At 67.6% G+C, this 17,353-nt stretch carries 14 protein-coding genes; 5 read left to right on the forward strand and 9 right to left on the reverse strand.

Translation table 11 applies throughout. From position 1 onward, the window contains the following. Positions 1–76: 76 nt before the first annotated feature. Genes hpaE through CFB45_RS23670 form a run of 3 tightly spaced genes read right to left on the reverse strand, consistent with a single transcriptional unit; the run spans position 77 to position 3,013 of the window. Positions 77–1,540 (reverse strand): 5-carboxymethyl-2-hydroxymuconate semialdehyde dehydrogenase, encoded by a 1,464-nt coding sequence (gene hpaE / locus CFB45_RS23660; RefSeq protein ID WP_089427642.1) that lies wholly within the window; start codon positions 1,538–1,540, stop codon positions 77–79. Positions 1,541–1,562: 22 nt separating this feature from the next. Beyond that, positions 1,563–2,327: a fumarylacetoacetate hydrolase family protein gene (locus CFB45_RS23665; protein WP_089427643.1), complete on the reverse strand. Its 765-nt coding sequence runs from the start codon at positions 2,325–2,327 to the stop codon at positions 1,563–1,565. Then, positions 2,324–3,013 carry a fumarylacetoacetate hydrolase family protein gene (locus CFB45_RS23670; protein WP_089427644.1) on the reverse strand — a complete coding sequence of 230 codons (690 nt, stop codon included), beginning with the start codon at positions 3,011–3,013 and terminating at the stop codon, positions 2,324–2,326. The genes CFB45_RS23665 and CFB45_RS23670 overlap by 4 nt, the downstream gene beginning before the upstream one ends. A 152-nt stretch (positions 3,014–3,165) precedes the next feature. Between CFB45_RS23670 and hpaR the strand changes: the two genes are divergently transcribed. Next, positions 3,166–3,606 (forward strand): homoprotocatechuate degradation operon regulator HpaR, encoded by a 441-nt coding sequence (gene hpaR, locus CFB45_RS23675; RefSeq protein WP_039356885.1) that lies wholly within the window; start codon positions 3,166–3,168, stop codon positions 3,604–3,606. Between the two features lie 55 nt (positions 3,607–3,661). Here the strand turns inward: hpaR and CFB45_RS23680 are convergent, their stop codons facing one another. After that, positions 3,662–4,873: an SDR family oxidoreductase gene (locus CFB45_RS23680; protein WP_089427645.1), complete on the reverse strand. Its 1,212-nt coding sequence runs from the start codon at positions 4,871–4,873 to the stop codon at positions 3,662–3,664. A gap of 648 nt (positions 4,874–5,521) precedes the next feature. Here CFB45_RS23680 and CFB45_RS23685 point away from each other — a divergent pair. Then, positions 5,522–5,866 carry a DUF3564 family protein gene (locus tag CFB45_RS23685; RefSeq protein ID WP_089427646.1) on the forward strand — a complete coding sequence of 115 codons (345 nt, stop codon included), beginning with the start codon at positions 5,522–5,524 and terminating at the stop codon, positions 5,864–5,866. Between the two features lie 408 nt (positions 5,867–6,274). Beyond that, entirely contained in the window at positions 6,275–8,173 is a 1,899-nt protein-coding gene (locus tag CFB45_RS23690; RefSeq protein WP_089427647.1) for a peptidoglycan D,D-transpeptidase FtsI family protein, read from the forward strand. A gap of 221 nt (positions 8,174–8,394) precedes the next feature. Here CFB45_RS23690 and CFB45_RS23695 read toward each other — a convergent pair whose 3' ends face one another. The 4 genes from CFB45_RS23695 to CFB45_RS23710 form a co-directional block, all read right to left on the reverse strand. Then, on the reverse strand, positions 8,395–10,113 hold the full coding sequence (locus CFB45_RS23695) for a cation:proton antiporter domain-containing protein (RefSeq protein WP_089427648.1): 1,719 nt from the start codon (positions 10,111–10,113) through the stop codon (positions 8,395–8,397). A gap of 208 nt (positions 10,114–10,321) precedes the next feature. Continuing rightward, positions 10,322–11,734 carry a c-type cytochrome gene (locus tag CFB45_RS23700; RefSeq protein WP_089427649.1) on the reverse strand — a complete coding sequence of 471 codons (1,413 nt, stop codon included), beginning with the start codon at positions 11,732–11,734 and terminating at the stop codon, positions 10,322–10,324. After that, entirely contained in the window at positions 11,731–13,509 is a 1,779-nt protein-coding gene (locus tag CFB45_RS23705) for a GMC family oxidoreductase (RefSeq protein WP_089427650.1), read from the reverse strand. Before CFB45_RS23705 ends, CFB45_RS23700 begins: the two co-directional genes overlap by 4 nt. Continuing rightward, on the reverse strand, positions 13,509–14,246 hold the full coding sequence (locus CFB45_RS23710) for a gluconate 2-dehydrogenase subunit 3 family protein (RefSeq protein ID WP_089427651.1): 738 nt from the start codon (positions 14,244–14,246) through the stop codon (positions 13,509–13,511). Before CFB45_RS23710 ends, CFB45_RS23705 begins: the two co-directional genes overlap by 1 nt. A gap of 601 nt (positions 14,247–14,847) precedes the next feature. On the opposite strand from CFB45_RS23710, the gene CFB45_RS23720 reads away from it, so the two are divergent. After that, positions 14,848–15,435 (forward strand): RNA 2'-phosphotransferase, encoded by a 588-nt coding sequence (locus tag CFB45_RS23720; RefSeq protein WP_089427652.1) that lies wholly within the window; start codon positions 14,848–14,850, stop codon positions 15,433–15,435. A 9-nt stretch (positions 15,436–15,444) separates the two neighbouring features. Here CFB45_RS23720 and CFB45_RS23725 read toward each other — a convergent pair whose 3' ends face one another. Next, on the reverse strand, positions 15,445–15,861 hold the full coding sequence (locus CFB45_RS23725) for a DUF3995 domain-containing protein (protein WP_089427653.1): 417 nt from the start codon (positions 15,859–15,861) through the stop codon (positions 15,445–15,447). Between the two features lie 345 nt (positions 15,862–16,206). On the opposite strand from CFB45_RS23725, the gene ald reads away from it, so the two are divergent. Continuing rightward, the gene (ald, locus tag CFB45_RS23730) at positions 16,207–17,322 is read left to right on the forward strand and encodes an alanine dehydrogenase (protein WP_089427654.1); all 1,116 of its coding nucleotides are present in this window, start codon (positions 16,207–16,209) and stop codon (positions 17,320–17,322) included. The last annotated feature ends 31 nt before the right edge of the window (positions 17,323–17,353 follow it).

A 17,353-nucleotide genomic window follows, 5' to 3' on the forward strand; every position in this document is an offset into this window, starting at 1 on the left:
TAGCGCTTACTCCGGCCCCATGCTCGGCCGGCGTGCCGGCCAAGGAATCATTTGTGCTGCCGACGACCGTCGCCCGTTACACGCCCCAGCGCGGAATGTGGTGCGAACCCATCGAGATGCACACGTTCTTGATCTCCGCGAACACCTCGAAACTGTATTCGCCGCCCTCTCGTCCGGTGCCCGACTCCTTCACGCCGCCGAACGGCTGGCGCAGGTCGCGCACGTTCTGGCTGTTCACGAACACCATCCCGGCCTCGATGCCGCGTGCGAGGCGATGCACCTTGCCGACATCCTGCGTCCAGATGTACGAGGCGAGCCCGTAGGACGTGTCGTTCGCGAGCCGCAGCCCTTCTTCCTCGTCCTCGAACGGGATCAGGCACGCGACCGGCCCGAAGATCTCTTCTTGCGCGACGCGCATCCGGTTGTCGACGTCGGCCAGCACGGTCGGCCGCACGAAGTTGCCGTTGCGCAGATGGTCGGGCAGGCCCGCCGGCTTGTCCGCGCCGCCCGCGACCACGCGCGCGCCTTCCTGCTCGCCGATGCGGATATAGCCCGTCACCTTCTCCCAGTGCTGGCGCGTGATCATCGCGCCGAGATTCGTGGCCGGATCGGACGGATCGCCAACGATCAGGTTGTTCGCGCGGCGCGCGAATTCCTGCACGAAGCGGTCGTAGATCGTGCGCTGCACGAAGATCCGCGAGCCGGCCGTGCAGCGTTCGCCGTTGATCGAGAAAATCGTGAACAGCGACGCATCGAGCGCGCGATCGAAATCGGCATCGTCGAAGATCAGCACCGGCGACTTGCCGCCAAGCTCCATCGAATACTTCTTGAGACCCGCACGCTCCATGATCCGCTTGCCGGTGACCGTGCCGCCGGTGAACGACACCGCGCGCACGTCCGGGTGGCGCACGAGTGCATCGCCAGCCGTCGCGCCATAGCCCTGCACGACGTTCAGGACGCCCGGCGGAATGCCGGCTTCGAGCGCGAGGCGGCCGAGCTGGTCCGCCGTCAGCGGCGACAGTTCCGACATCTTCAGCACGGCCGTGTTGCCGAGCGCGAGACACGGCGCCGTCTTCCACGTCGCGGTCATGAACGGCACGTTCCACGGCGACACCAGCGCACACACGCCGACCGGCTGGTACAGCGTGTAGTTCAGCATCTGGTCGTCGACCGGATAGGTGCGGCCGTTCATCTGCACGCACACTTCCGCGAAGAAGTTGAAGTTCTCCGACGCGCGCGGAATCAGCTGCTTGCTCGTCTGCGCGATCGGCAGGCCGGTGTCCTGCGTCTCCAGCGCCGCGAGCATCGGCACGTTCTTCTCGATCAGCTCGCCGAGCTTGCGCATCAGCTTCGCGCGCTCCTTGGCGGGCGTGTTCGCCCATTTCGGGAACGCTTCCTTCGCGGCGCGCACGGCCGCGTCGACTTCGGCCTCGCCGCCCGATGCGACGTCGGTGATGACCTCGCCGGTCGCGGGATTCAGCGTCGTGAACGTCTCGCGGCTCTCGACTTCGCGGCCGTCGATCCAGTGCTTGATGGTCATGCTCTCTCCTTGGGCGACGGGCTCAGCCGGCGCGATAGTAGTCTGCTTCGCCGACGATCGTGTTCACGAGCCGGCCAATCCCTTCGATCTCGGTCACGACCTCGTCGCCCGGCTTCGTGTCCGCCAGCCCCTCGGGCGTGCCGGTCAGGATCAGGTCGCCCGGCGAGAGCGTCATGAAGCCGCTGATGTGCTCGATCAGCGCGGGCACGTCGAAGATCATGTCGCGCGTGCTGCCGCGCTGCGTCTCCTGGCCGTTCACCGTCGTGCGCAGCGTCAGGTCGCCCGCATCGCCGATCTCGTCGCGGCTGACGAACCACGGCCCGAGCGGCGTGCAGGTGTCGCGGTTCTTCACGCGCAGGTTCGGGCGGTAGTAGTTCTCGAGATAGTCGCGGATCGCGTAGTCGTTCGCGACCGTGTAGCCGGCCACGTAGTCGAGCGCCTGCGCGCGACTCACGTTGCGCGCGGGCCGGCCGATCACGACGGCCAGCTCGCACTCGTAATGCATGTGGGTGGCATCCGCCGGGCGCACGGTGCGCGACCGGTGGCCGATGAACGTGTTCGGCCCCTTCAGGAAGATCAGCGGCTCGCTCGGCGCGTTGAACGCGAGTTCCTTCGCGTGGTCGGCGTAGTTGAGGCCGAGCGCGAACGTCGTGCGCGGCGCGACGGGTGGCAGCCATTCGACCGCCTCTTCCGCGACGACGCGCCCCGTATCGAGGCGGATCGCACCGTCGCCGGCCGGTTCGGCCGCATGCAGTGCGCCGTTGTAGATGACGCGTGCGGTTTTCATCGTGCTTCCTCCGCGATCAGCGTGTGTCGCAACGTGCCGATGCCGGCGGCCGAAATCTCGATCGTGCTGCCCGCGCGGGCGCGCGGTGCGCCGCCGGCAACGCCGAGCAGCAGGACATCGCCCGCGTCGAAGGACATGAAGGCCGTCACGTCGGCGATCAGCTCGCGCACGGGCCGAATCAGCGTGGCCGTCGAGGCAGACACGGCTACCTCGCCATCGATCCGCACGGTCAGGCCGATCGCGTCGACCTCGCCTAGCGCAGAGGCCGGCACGATCGCCGGGCCCAGCGGGCAGAAACCATCGCGGCACTTGAAGCGCACGGCCGGACGGTAGTAATCGGGATGCGGCACCGACACATCGCTTGCGAGCGTGAAGCCGTGCACATAGTCGAGCGCCCGTTCGGCCGGCACGCGCGTCGCGCGGCGAGCAAACACGACGGCCACCGATGCGCCTATCTCCAGCGCGTCGACACCGGCCGGCACGATGACGGCCGCGCCGTCGCTCGCATGCGTGTTGGCGGGCTTGATGTACAGGATCGGCGCCTGCGGCGGGCGGCCGTAAGGCGGTGCGTTCACGGCATCGCCGAGCGCGTCGAGCGCCGCGCACTCGTTGAGCAGCGCACCGTAGACGGTACCGATGGCGACCGGCAACGGCGGCGCCGCGGCGGTCGTGCAAGACAGCTCCATGCGTCATTCCCCTGCCGCGCGTCGCGGCGCATCGTCAATAGTTAATATCTTAAGTAAACAATCGAACGCTGGCAACCTCGATTACCCTGATAGGCGAAATTCACTACCCGCGGCTGTTAAGATTGATGCGTCCCCGTCCTCTGCTCTCCCCGATGAACCGTACGCTCGACCACCGCAACCTGGCCATGCTGCTGCTCGAGGCCCGCGAAACGCTGATGGGTCTGTTTCGCCCCATTCTCAAGGAATTCGCGCTGACCGAACAGCAATGGCGGATCATCCGCGTGCTCGACGGCGAACCGGCGCAGGCGCTCGAAGCGGGACAGATCGCGCGGCGCTGCTGCATCCTGAGCCCGAGCCTGACCGGCGTGCTGGAACGGATGGAGCGCGACGGCCTGATCACGCGCACGCGCGCGCAGGAAGATCAGCGCCGGCTGCTGGTCAGCCTGACACCGCAAAGCAGGAAGCTGGTCACGGAAATCGGTCCGCGGATCGACGAGCAGTACCGGCAGCTCGAATCGCGGTTCGGCCAGGACGGCCTCGAAGACATCTACCGCGCGCTCGACCGGCTCATCGAGCTCGGCGGCAACACGTGAAAACGGCGCCCGTTCCCGCCCACCGCGGGAACGGGCGCCGGTGCGGCGCGGGTGATCAGTGCACCGTGCCGCGGATCAGCTCGGTCACGGCCACGCCGCGCGACGTGCGCATGCATTCTTCGACGTAGTCGATGAACGGCAGCGGCTCGAAATCGATTTCGTCGCGCACGCGGCGGTTGTCGAACACGCGATCGACCGTCGCGAATTCCCCGCAGCGCTGCAGTGCCCGGCCGATCACGCGTTCGAGTGCCGGATCGGTCCGCCCCAGCACATCGCGCACCACGAGCGGCAACTCGGCCGGCGCACACGCCGCGTAGCGCGGCGCGCCCGTCATCCCCGCCGCCTCGTCCATCGCACGCACGATCTGCGCGACCTGCGGCGCCTCGTCGCCGGCCGACACGTGATACAGGTCGTGCGCGAGCGTCGGCTTGACGGCCAGCAGCATCGTCGCGCGCGCCACGTCGTCCACCGACACGATGTCGATGCGCGTCATCGGCCGCGCGGTGAAGCGGCGCGCGGCATGCGCGAGCCGGAACATCCAGAACGAATTCGGCGCGGGCCGCGTACCGAGCACCGTGTGGCCGACCACATGCGACGGCCGCACCACGACGAGCGGCAGCCCGAGCGCCCGCAGCCGCTGCTCGGTCTCGGCCTTCGCATGCAGGTAGTCCGCCGCGAGCACCGCACCCGGCAGGCCTTCTTCGTCGCGCGCGACGTCGTTCGCCGCAGCGGCCGCGGCTTCTTCCTGCACGATCCCGCCGCGGCCCGCATGCGCATAGGCCGTGCCGACGTACACGAAGCGCTGCAGGCGCGGCGCCCGGGCGAAGCGCTCGGCGAAGCGCACCGCATCGGCGATGTCGGCGCGCAGGTGCGCGCCGTCGGCCGGCGACGCATGGCCCGCGCAATGAATCACGTGCGTCGCGGCGGCGAGGCGCGGCGCGTCGGCGCCCTGCCACACGTCGCCGAGCGCACCGACGATCACGTTCGCATCGGTCAGGCGCGACGCCCAGTACGGCGCCAACCCCGCGCGCAGCGCCGCTTCGCGCAGCCGCGCGACGGCGTGGCCGCGATCCTGCGCACGCACGACGCAGACGATGCGGTCGAGCAGCCCCGCATTGACGAGCGCCGTCAGTACGGTACTGCCGATGAAGCCGGTTGCGCCGGTCAGCACCAGCCGCCCGACGTTCGCCGCCGCGACCGGTGCGCTGGCCGGCGACACGAGGCTCGTCCGCCAGTTGAGCGACAACGCGGTTTTCCAGATCAGCACGATAGTCTCCTTCGAAGAGTCGGCCGGGCGGCGCGACGCCCGCGGTTGCGGGCTGCGCACGGCTCACCGGCCGGGCCGGGGCCTGACGCGCGCCCCGGCAGTCCCGATCGGGCGTGCGGCCCGCGATCGCGTCGATCGCGTCTCTGGCACGAGGCGGCGGCAGCCGCCGAGGACGGGCGTCCGCGGCACTGGATCAGGAAGATCTCAGTGTGGGGCCCGACCGCAGGCAAGTCTGTCCCGAAAGTTTCGTGAAAGTGTGCCGATTTGTATGGGATTGTCGGAGTGTGTCGTACCGGGCGCGCCGTCAACCTGCCGTAACATCCGATCAGCCCGCGTTCCGACGGTGCGGCGCCCCGGTCGGCCCGGTTTCCCCGGCGGGTCGTGCGCGACAGATCGACGCGCCTCGCGGCCATGTCATCCCATGTCTCGATGATCGGCCGCCCCCCATCGGCACCGCGATCGCCGGTACGCGTGTGTTTGCGCGTGCTGGGCCGGAATTACCATGAATCGTCAGACGTCGTTCCATCTGAAATCGCAATGGACTCAATATGAATTTATTGCGGATTATCACTTGCGTTTCACGCCAGTCTATCTAGACTGGTCAAGTCAAAACGGTCGAATGTGTCATTTTTTTAGGAGACGATCACAATGCGCCTCACCATTCGGATTAATGGCAGCGAATCGGCAACCCGGCATGCCTTCGCGGTACTGTGGGTCGATACCGACGAGGGCCTGTGGTCGCGCGAGGCACATCAGGGCATGGATCTTCCGACCTGGGGCAAGGTCCGCGACGTCGAGGGCGCAATGGCGCTCTGCGCGGCCGACAGCGGGAATGCCGTGTGCCAGTTGAAGGGACTGTCGTTCGGTGCGACGCAGCGCGAACAGGGCCCCGCGGTGCTCGCCGGCAATCATCCCGGCGCGTGGCGACTGCAGGCTGTCGATCGTTGCACGAGCGAGCCGGAATACCGGGAATTCATTTCCGTCGCCCGATAGAAATAATCGATGTAATTCGTCTGCGGTTTTCGGGTTTATTCCGGTTTCAGCGATATTCATTTCGATATTCAGCATTAACGGCGCCCCACTTCGGGGCGTTTTCATTTTCCGGCTTAAAGAAATAACCACGGGCCGGTCAATTGATCGCACACCGGGGAGGATCGGCCTCGATCCGTACCGGAAATCCCCCAACCGCCCGTTCTGCACGTCGCAAGTCACCCGAGTTTCATCGTCACCTGCTTCGGGAAAATGTCGCTCCCTCCCCCTTTTCCACCCGGTGTCAGCGCGCCGATACCCGCTTTTTCTCGGGGCCGGAACATACTTTCCCCACACGGCGTTTACTCATTTATTACAATCGCATTATTCAGACTGACTCGCCGCCCTCGGGCGGCCCGACCCGGCCCTTGCATGAGCGTGAAAAAGAAGACCCACCCCGCCGATCCGTACGCGGCCGCGACCAAGCATCCGATGCTTGCGTCGCGCCTGCCGATGTGGCGCTCGAAGCTGATCGTGATCATCGTGTTCCTCGCGTTCGCCGCGCTGATCGGCCGCGCCTTCTGGGTGCAGGTCGCGAACAAGGAGTTCTACGTCGGCCAGGGTCAGAAACGCTACCAGCGCACGATCGAGCTCGACGCGACGCGCGGGCGCATCGTCGACCGCAACGGCGCGATGCTTGCCGTCAGCCTGTCGACCTATGAAATCTGGGCGAACCCGAAACAGGTCGCCGACACCGATTACCCGCAGATCTCGAAGCTGCTCGACATGCCGCTCGTCGAGGTCAAGCGGCGTCTCGGCAACGACAAGACGTTCGTGCTGCTCAAGCGGCAGGTCGACGCGGACACCGCGGGCAAGCTCGACAAGCTCGCGATCGACGGCGTCACGCAGATCGCCGATTCGAAGCGTTTCTACCCGGAAGGCGAATCGGCCGCGCACGTGGTCGGCTTCACGAACGTCGAGGACAAGGGGCAGGAAGGCGTCGAGCTCGCGGCGAATGCGCGCCTGGTGGGCACGTCCGGGCAGCGCGAGGTGATCCGCGACCGGCTCGGCCGCATCGTGTCGGATACGCGCCCGCTCGTCCCGGCGCAGCACGGCGCGACGATCGAACTGACGATCGACCGCCGCATCCAGCAGCTCGCGTTCAGCCAGCTCAAGGCGGCCGTGGTCGAGAACAACGCGGTGGCCGGCAGCGTCGTGGTGCTCGACGCGCAGAACGGCGAGATTCTCGCGCTCGCGAACTATCCGACCTTCGACCCGAACGATCGCGCGCGCCTCACCGGCCAGCAGTTGCGCAACCGCGCGGTGATCGACACGTTCGAGCCGGGCTCGACGATCAAGCCGCTCGTCGTCGCGCTGTCGATCGACGAGCGCAAGGTCACGCCGAACACGATCATCAACACGTCGCCGGGCACCTACAAGATCGGCCCGGCCGTGATCCACGACACGTCGAACCACGGGTCGCTGACGGTGTCGCAGGCGCTGCAGAAGTCGAGCAACGTCGCGCTCGCGAAGCTCGCGCTGAACCTGCCTGCCGAAACGATCTGGAACAAATACCAGGAATACGGAATCGGCCGCGCACCGGAACTCACGTTCCCGGGCGTCGCGTCGGGCCGGCTGCGCGGCTACAAGCGCTGGCGGCCGATCGAGCAGGCGACGATGGCGTACGGCTACGGCCTGTCGATGTCGCTGCTGCAGATCGCGCAGACCTACACGGCCTATGCAGGCGACGGCACGCTGCACCCGGTGTCGCTGCTGAAGAACGGCACCGACCAGCAGACGATCGACGCGCATCGCGGCCACCGCGTGACGTCGCCGCAAACGGCCGCGGCGATCCGCTCGATGCTCGAGATGGCGGTCGGCGAAGGCGGCACGGGGCGCCGCGCGCGCGTCGACGGCTACCGGATCGGCGGCAAGACGGGTACCGCGCGCAAGCAGGTCGGCGCGACCTATGCGAAGGGCAAGTACCGCGCGCTGTTCGCCGGGATGGCGCCGATGAGCAACCCGCGCCTGATCGTCGCGGTGATGATCGACGAGCCGCGCGGCAAGGGCTACTACGGCGGCACGGTGGCCGGCCCGGTGTTCGCGTCGGTCACGAGCGGCTCGCTGCAGTTGCTCGGCGTGCCGCCCGACGCGCCGGTCGAGCCCGAGAAGGCGCCGCCGGCGAAGGCCGTTGCGCCGCAAAAGACGGTGGCTGCACCGAAAGCGGCGGCAACCCAGGCCAAGACAGCCGCGGCGCCGAAAGCCGCCGCATCCCTGAAGACTGCCTCGCCATCGAGCGCGCCGGCGCAGGCAAACACGGCGGCGGGTTGATCGGCGCTGCCCGCGCGACGCGCCGCCGTCCCGGCGCGCGCGTCACGCCCCGACAGCCTCGTCGCCGCCTCAGACCTACCCGTCATCGGGCACCGTCCCACTTTCCAGGAACGCCGCGCATCATTTGAGCGTTCCCGCCGCTACTCCCTACCAATTTTTCACGCCTCGGCCCACCCGGGCCGCCGCGCCCTGCCCGGTACGCGGCACGATGCCGCGTGCCGTCAATGTGCAGCGGCCGCGGCCGGCTTCGTCATCCTGCCGAGCACGTGCTCGGTCATCCCGCGCGCGAGTTCGGTCTCGCCCATGAACACCGTGCCGATCCCCTCGCTCGACAGCAGCGCGGCCTCGTCGCCGCTGTTCGTGCACAGCACGACCTCGAGCGCCGGATTCAAGGTGCGCGAGATCTCGACGATCTGCCGCACGTCGAACACGTCGGGCAGCGTGACGACCAGCATCCCGGCGCGCGCGATGTGCGCCTGCACGAGCACGATCGGCTCGATCGCGTCGCCCGACACGGCGGCGACGCCGTCCTCACGCAGTTTCTCGACGAGCTCGCGATTCTGTTCGACGACGACATACGCGATGCCGCGCTCGTCCAGCGCGTGCGCGATTCGGGTACCGACCTTGCCGTAGCCGACGATCACGACCTGCCCGGTCAGGTGCGTCTGCGGCGTCGACATCGGCAGCGCGGCGAGCGGATCGTCGCGCGCCTCGAGCTTGCGCGCGAACGCCGAATGCTTGCGAATCCACGCGAGCGCCGGATCGATCATCGCGAACAGCAGCGTGTTCATCGCGATCGAGATCAGCGCGACGGCCAGAATCAGGCTCTGCCCCTCGGCCGACAGCAGCCCCAGCGCACGGCCGAGCCCGGCGAGGATGAACGAGAACTCGCCGATCTGCGCGAGCCCCGCACCGACCGTCAGCGCGGTATTCAGCGGATAGCGGAACGCGATCACGAGCGCGACTGCCGCGAGCGTCTTGCCGATCACCACGATCGCGGCGACCTCGATCACGTGCAGCGGCTCCGCGAGCAGGATCTTCGGGTCGAACAGCATCCCGACCGAAATGAAGAACAGCACCGAGAACGCATCGCGCAGCGGCAGCGTCTCGTCGGCCGCGCGCCGGCTGAATTCCGACTCGCGCATCATCATCCCGGCGAAGAACGCGCCGAGCGCGAACGACACGTCGAACAGCTTCGCCGCGCCGAATGCGATGCCGACCGCGGCCGCGATCATGCACAGCGTGAACAGCTCGCGCGAGCCGGTGCGCGCGACGAGCCACAGAATGCGCGGAAACACGCGCTTGCCGACCACCAGCATCAATGCGATGAACGCCGCGACCTTCAGCATCGTGACGCCGAGCGTGCCCCACACGCTGCCGCCGGCCGCCTGCGCGTCGCCGGGCGGCGTGCCGCCGAGCAGCCCCGCGACGGGTGGCAGCAGCACCAGCACGAGCACCATCACGAGATCCTCGACGACGAGCCAGCCGACCGCGATGCGCCCGTTGACCGTCTCGACCAGCCCGCGCCCTTCGAGCGCTCGCAGCAGCACCACCGTGCTCGCGACCGACAGCGCGAGCCCGAACACGAGCGCCGCGCCGACGCTCCAGCCCCAGGTGAGCGCGAGCCCGCCGCCGAGCAGCGTGGCCACCGTAATCTGGACGATCGCGCCGGGCAGCGCGATCTTGCGCACCGCGAGCAGATCGCCGAGCGAGAAATGCAGGCCGACGCCGAACATCAGCAGCATCACGCCGACTTCGGCGAGCTGCTGCGCGAGCGACAGGTCGCCGACGAAGCCGGGCGTGCCGGGGCCGATCACGATCCCGGCGAGCAAATAGCCGACGAGCGGCGGCATTTTCAACAGCGACGCGAAATAACCGAAGACCATCGCGAGACCGAAACCGGCCGCGAGCAACGCAATCAGGCTGACGTCATGAGGCATCCCCCCTCCCGAAGTTCTTGTAACTATTTAGTAAGGTTCAAGAACGAAAGGATAAGGGATGAGGCGGAAAAATGGCGCGCCGCCGCGAAAAATTCACGCGGTGGCGCGCCTTTGCGGGGTGCAACCCCGGCGAAACAAAAGGCGCCGCGCGGAGACGGCGGCGCCTTGCAGCACATCCGATACGCGGGGCCGGCGCCCCGCCGCCCCGTCAGCGCGACGCTTGCGGGAACCGCGCGCCCGGCGGCGGTTCGGGCCGGGTCGACGGCACGCTCTTGCGCACCTTCGCGACCTGCGCGGCCGTCACGGCAGCCCCCGTGTTGCCCCAGCTCGTGCGCACGAAGTTGGACACGTCCGCGACTTCCTGGTCCGACAGGCGCCAGCCGAACGGCGGCATCGTGAACGTCGACGGCGCGGTGCGCGTGCCCTGCAGTGCGCTGCCTTCCAGCACGACGTGGATCAGCGAGGTCGGATCGTCGCCCTGCACGACCGGGTTGCCGGCGAGCGCCGGGAACACGCGCGTGTAGCCATGGCCGTCGCTGCGGTGGCACGCCATGCAGTTGTCGCGATAAACGGCCGCGCCCGGCTTGCTCGCGTCGCCGGTCTGCAGCGCCTTCGCGGCCGCCGCGTCGTACACGTGCGGCTGTTCGCCCTGCACGCGCGGCGGCAGCGTCTTCAGGTAGCGCGCGATCGCGTTCAGGTCGTCGTCGGTCATGTGCTGCATGCTGTGGCCGACCACGTCCGTCATCCCGCCGAACGCGGCCGTGCGCAGCGTGCGGCCCGTCTTCAGGAACTGCACGATCTCGGTTTCCGTCCACGTGCCGAGGCCCGTGCGCGGCTCGCCGCGCAGGCTCGTCGGCACCCAGCCGTCGATCGCCGCGCCGCCGGCCAGGAAGTCCGGGCCGTCCGCGTCGGTCAGCCCGCGCTCCTGCATGGTCGGCGCGCGCGGCGTATGGCATGCGCCGCAGTGGCCGAGACCCTGCACGAGATACGCACCGCGCGCGACCACCGGATCGGTGTACGGCGCCGCGTCGAACGGCTTCGGGGTCGGCGCGAACATCTTGCGCCAGATCCCGAGCGGCCAGCGCATCGACAGCGGCCACACGATGTCGACCGCGCGGTTCTCGTGCTCGACGGGCGCGACGCCGTGCATGAAGTACGCGTACAGCGCCTTCATGTCGTCGTCGGTCAGGCGCGCGTAGGACGGGAACGGCATGGCCGGATACATCGTGTCGCCGTTCTTGCGCACGCCTTCGCGCACGGCGCGCGTGAAGTCCTCGACGGTCCAGCCGCCCAGGCCCGTTTTCGGATCCGGCGTGATGTTCGTCGAGTAGATCCCGCCGATCGGCGTGTCGAATTTCAGCCCGCCCGCAAACGGCTTGCCGCCGCTCGCGGTGTGGCACGCGATGCAGTCGCCTGCCCGCGCGAGATATTCGCCGCGCTTGATCAAGGCCGCGTCGGCGGATTGGGCCGCGGGTGCGGCCGCCGGGCCGGAAGCCGCCGCGGGAGTTGCCGGCTGCGCGAACGCCGCCGTGCCCGCGAGGCCGAACGCGGCCCAGGCCGCACCGGCCGCCAGCGCGCGCGACATCCGGCGCGCGACGTTGTGGTTCATCGTCCTCTTCATGCGGTCACCAGCGGGGCGGGATTTTTCAGGTATTGCTCGCGGATCGCACGTGCCGACCAGTAGGCCAGCGCCGCGATGATCCCGGTCGGGTTGTAGCCGATGCCCTGCGGCAGCGCCGATGCGCCCATCACGAACACGTTGTGCACGTCCCAGCACTGCAGGTAGCGGTTCAGCACGCTCGTCTTCGGGTCGGTACCCATGATCGCGCCGCCGACGAGGTGGGTCGTCTGGTACGCGCGCGAATCGAAGTGCTTGCCGAACTCGCGCGTCGACACGCTGATCGCCTTCGGCCCCATCGCCTCCGCGATCTTCTTCATCTGCCCGGTCACGTACTGCGCCATCTTGATGTCGTTGTCCTTCCAGTCGAACGTCATCCGCAGCAGCGGCTGGCCGTACGAATCGCGATAGGTCGGATCGAGGTCGAGATACACGTCGCGGTACGACATGTTGGTGCCGTGCGCGTCCATCGAGATCGTGTGCGCGTAGTTGTCCTTCACCGCCTTCTTCCACGCCGAGCCCCACTGCGGCGTACCGGGCGGCGTCGCGATGCCGCTGATCGGCTTCACGCCGGCCTGGTTTACCCACAGCGGCGAGCCGCCGACGAAGCCGAGCGGGCCGTGGTCGAAGTTGTCCGCGTTGAAATCGTCCACCGCGACGCCGTTGCCGCCCGCGCCGATGAACGGATTCGTGTAGGTGTCCTTGTCGAAGAACGCCTTGATCGTCGACAGGTTCTGGTACGCGAAATTGCGGCCCACGACGCCTTCGCCCGAGATCGGGTCGTACGGCTTGCCGATGCCCGACAGCAGCAGCAGGTGCACGTTGTGGTACTGGAACGCGGCCACGATCACGAGATCCGCCGGCTGGTGCACTTCACGCCCGGCCGGATCGACGTAGGTCACGCCCGTCGCGCGCTTCTTCGTATCGTCGAGGTCGACGCGCAGCACGTGGCACTTCGAGCGCAGCTCGAAGTTAGGCGCCTGCTTCAGCGCGGGCAGGATGTTCAGGTTCGGCGACGCCTTCGAGTACATGTAGCACGCGTAGCCGCTGCAGTAGCCGCAGAAGTTGCACGGGCCCATCTGCACGCCGTACGGGTTCGTGTACGGCCCCGACGTGTTCGCCGACGGCAGCCGATACGGATGCAGGCCGAGCGACTTCGCCGCGTCGGAGAAGCGCTGCGCCGAATAGGTATTGAGCTGCGCGGGCAGCGGGAAGTTGTCGCTGCGGTTCGCCTCGAACACGTTGCCGTCGCCGACCACCTTGCCGCCGACCTTGTACGCCTGCCCCGACGTGCCGAACACCTTCTCCGCGAAGTCGAAATGCGGCTCGAGCTCCTCGTAGGTCACGCCCGTGTCCTGGATCGTCATCCCTTCGGGGATGAACTTCTTGCCGTAGCGCTCTTCATAGTGGCTGCGCAGGCGCAGCTCTTCCGGCGTGATCCGGAAATGCACGCCCGACCAGTGCAGCCCCGCGCCGCCCACGCCTTCGCCCGGCAGGAACGCGGCGAGCTGCCGGTACGGCAGCGCGGTGTCCTGCAGGCCGTGGCGGATCGACACGGTCGTCTTCGACAGGTCGAGGAACAGCTTCTTGCGGATGTTGTAGGTCAGCTCGTCGATCGTGTTCGGATACGCGCCGTCCGGATAGGTGTCGCGATACTCGCCACGCTCGAGCGCGACGACGTTCAGGCCCGCTTCGGTCAGTTCCTTCGCGAGAATCGCGCCGGTCCAGCCGAAGCCGACGATCACCGCATCGACATGCGGTTTTTTCTCTGCGGCCATCAGCTGCGCTCCCCGTTGATCGAGACGGGGCCGTACGGATACGACTTGCCGTTCTGGTTGACGAAATCCATGAAGTCCGCGCGCGCGCCCGGAAAGCCGATCATCTTCCACGCGGCCATGTCGTGATTGCCGCCATGCACCGGATCACAGAAGTAACCTTCACGCGTGTTCTGCAGCAACTGGCCGAAGAACACGCCGGGCGGCACGTCGTCGATCTGCGCGCCGCCCTTCTCCAGCGCGCCGAGCACGGTGTCGCGCGTCGGCGCGTCGAGATCCGCGAATGCCTTGCCGTGGGTCTTCTCGCAATAGCGGTTGACCGCCGCGATACCGAGCCGGTAGATGTCGCGCGGCACCAGCTTCAGCTGGTAGCCGAGCTCGGGCACGCCTTGCTGGAACGGCCCCTGCATGTACCAGGTGGCGCCGTGCGCATACGGCGTCTCCATCTGGCGGTCGATGAATTCGGGCACGCCCGATTCGAGCGCACCGGGCCCTTCGGCGTCGGCCGGAATCAGCCGGTCGACGGCGGCCTGGACGAACGCCCATTCCTTCGCATCGAAGAAGGTCGGCTTGTACGGCGCGCGTTCGGCACTGGCCGATGCACCGGGCGCGTTGCCGGTCGTCGCGGAAGGCGACGACGAACGCAGGTCGCAGCCGGCGACCGACGCGATCGGCACGAGCGCGACCGACGTGCGCAGGAAACGGCGGCGCGAGTTGGGTTTGTCAGGTGGCGTGGACATGGTCGGATGTTGATCGTTGGGGATCGGGACCCGGACGCGCGCACTCCGCATGCGGCATGTCCGGCATGGCAGCCATGCCGCATGCGGCTGGCCGTCCTGTTCTTTCGTCTGTTGCGAACAACCTCGCTGCAGGCGCCGCCCGTGCCATGCACGGCAGCGCCTTCAAGCAGCCGCGCATCGCGCCAATTCAGGTTGCGCTGCACGGATCGGCTTCTTCGCGAGCCTTATCGTCTGACAAATAACGGCAATTGCCCGCATCTGCCCCTCATCGCTCATGACCCTCATTCAACTTAGACGCCGCGTTTGCCGACAGCAAGCGCAACGTGCACGACCCTCTTTCGGGCCCGGCGACAAGTGCCGCGAATTATAAATGGAACCGGTTCCATTGAGTGTCGTATCAATGCAATTCAATGCATCGAAAATCGCAACAATTGAAAAATCCGGGAGTCGGAATCGACAAGGATCGCGGGAATACCGACTGACGCGGGCGTCAGGTAGACGATTGTTGTGTGGCGCGCTGCGCCGAAGGCTGTCTCTTTCCTGCTACGCGGGGTACCCGGGCGTACTTTTTTGCGCGGTGCTCTGGTAGCCTCCGCGTCTCATGAAACCACACAAGAAGAATGAACTGCCGGCGACCGACGCGACCGGCATCAGCCAATATCTCAGCTACCTGCTGCGCCACGCGCCGCAGTCGATCGGGCTGCAACTCGACCCCGAAGGCTGGGCCGACATCGACGCACTGATGACCGGCGCTGCCCGCCAGGGGCACCACCTCGATCGTGCGACGCTCGAAACCGTCTGCGCGATTAACGACAAGCAACGCTTCGCCCTCTCCGACGACGGCCGTCGCATCCGTGCGGTGCAAGGCCATTCGACGCCCGTCGTGCAGCGCCGCTATCCTACCGCGCAGCCGCCCGAGCGCCTGTATCACGGCACGGCGACGCGCTTCCTGGATTCGATTCGGGAGCAAGGGCTGAAACCCGGCGCCCGTCATCACGTGCATCTGTCGCCGGACATCCGGACGGCGCTGGCCGTCGGCACGCGCTACGGCGTGCCCGTGATACTCGAGGTCGATGCGCAGCGCATGCATCGGCAAGGCCACACGTTCTTCGTCGCGGAAAACGGCGTATGGCTGACCGACACCGTGCCGGCGGCATTCCTCATAGAGATGGACGGGCCGGCGCGCTGAGGCGCGCGCTCACCACGGCCAGAACATCGACGCGATGGACAGCGCCAGCGCCGCGCAAAGCGGCGAGTAATACAGCGTGTCCATGCGTGCGAAACGCGAGCCGCGAATCCGCTTGAAGAAGCCGACGTAACGGAAATCGCCGACGGCCCGCACCGCGAAGATCAGTGCGAACGCAACGACCGCGAACGAGATCGTGCCGGGATACGCGTTCGGCCCCAGCCAGCCGGCACGCGCGGCAACCATGCACGCGCCGCCCAGCAACGCCACCGCGACCGCAAGCGTGCCGATGGCAGTCGGCCGCAATAGCGGCTCGCCGTCCTGCTCCGGAATGGCCGCCCCCTTGCCGCGCCGCCCGCCCAACGCCCAGTAGACGTGAACGAGCGCGATTGCGCAAAGCGTCGGCACGCTGAAATACGCTCCGGTCATGTTGGTCAGTGCCCTCGTGTCGTTGTCTCGTTATCGCGATGTGTTGCCGGCAACGTTCCGGCGCGCGGCCTCGGTCCGAGCCACACGTGACGATACCGAAACCCGGCACCACGTGCATTGCGACCTCCGGTCGCAACCTGCCACCCGCCACCCGCGACAGCGCATGTTGCGATGCAGTGCGCGCGCCGGTGAACGCGGTCCGGCCGCTTGACTTCCCTCCCCGCACTACTACCCTGATATTCCAGTACTGCGGTCGATACGCTCCTGCATGATCGGCCGCACGGGCAACGTTCGCCGCATGGCGCACCTGCACGACAACGATAACGAAGGCCATGGAGGCGACTCATGCTGATCGGTGTGCCGAAAGAGATCAAGAACCACGAATATCGCGTGGGCCTCACGCCGGCCGGCGCGCGCGAACTGACGCGGCACGGCCATCGCGTATTGGTGCAGCGCGGCGCGGGCACGGCGATCGGCCTGCTCGACAACGACTACACGGCCGCGGGCGCAGCGCTCTGCGACGGCGCCGACGAAGTCTTCGCGCGCGTCGACATGATCATCAAGGTCAAGGAGCCGCAGCCGGCGGAATGCGCGATGCTGCGGCGCGGCCAGATCCTCTACACGTACCTGCATCTCGCACCCGATCCCGACCAGGCGGCCGCGCTCGTGAAGTCCGGCGCCGTCTGCATCGCGTACGAAACCGTGACGGGCCCCGGTGGCGGCCTGCCGCTGCTCGCGCCGATGAGCGAGGTGGCCGGGCGCATGTCGATCCAGGTCGCGGCGACTCATCTCGAAAGCCCGCGCGGCGGGCGTGGCCTGCTGATGGCCGGGGTGCCCGGCGTGCCGGCCGCGCACGTCGTCGTGCTCGGCGCGGGCGTGGTGGGCACCGGCGCCCTGCAGATGGCGGTCGGCCTCGGCGCACGCGTCACCGTGCTCGATACCAACGTGAACCGGCTGCGCCAGCTCGACCTCGTCTTCGCCAACCGGATCGCGACCGTCTGCTCGAATGCACACACGATCGACGAAGCCGTGCGCGACGCCGACGTCGTGATCGGCGCCGTGCTGGTGCCGGGCGCATCGGCGCCGCGGCTCGTCACGCGCGACATGATCGCGACGATGCGCACGGGAGCGGTCGTCGTCGACGTCGCGATCGACCAGGGCGGCTGCTTCGAGACTTCGCATGCGACGACGCACGCGGACCCGACCTTCGTCGTCGACGGCGTCGTGCACTACTGCGTCGCGAACATGCCCGGCGCAGTCGCGCGCACGTCGACCTTCGCGCTCAACAACGCGACGCTCACCCATGCGCTCGCGCTCGCCGACAAGGGCTGGAAGCAGGCGATGACCGACGATCCGCATCTGCGCGCGGGCCTGAACGTATGCGACGGACACATCACGTACGAAGCCGTCGCGCTCGCGCTCGGCCTACCCTATGTGCCGGCGGCCGGCGTACTGGCATGACGTGACCACATTCATGACCGGCCAGCCGCTG

This window comes from Burkholderia sp. HI2500 (genome assembly GCF_002223055.1).
Classification (GTDB): domain Bacteria; phylum Pseudomonadota; class Gammaproteobacteria; order Burkholderiales; family Burkholderiaceae; genus Burkholderia.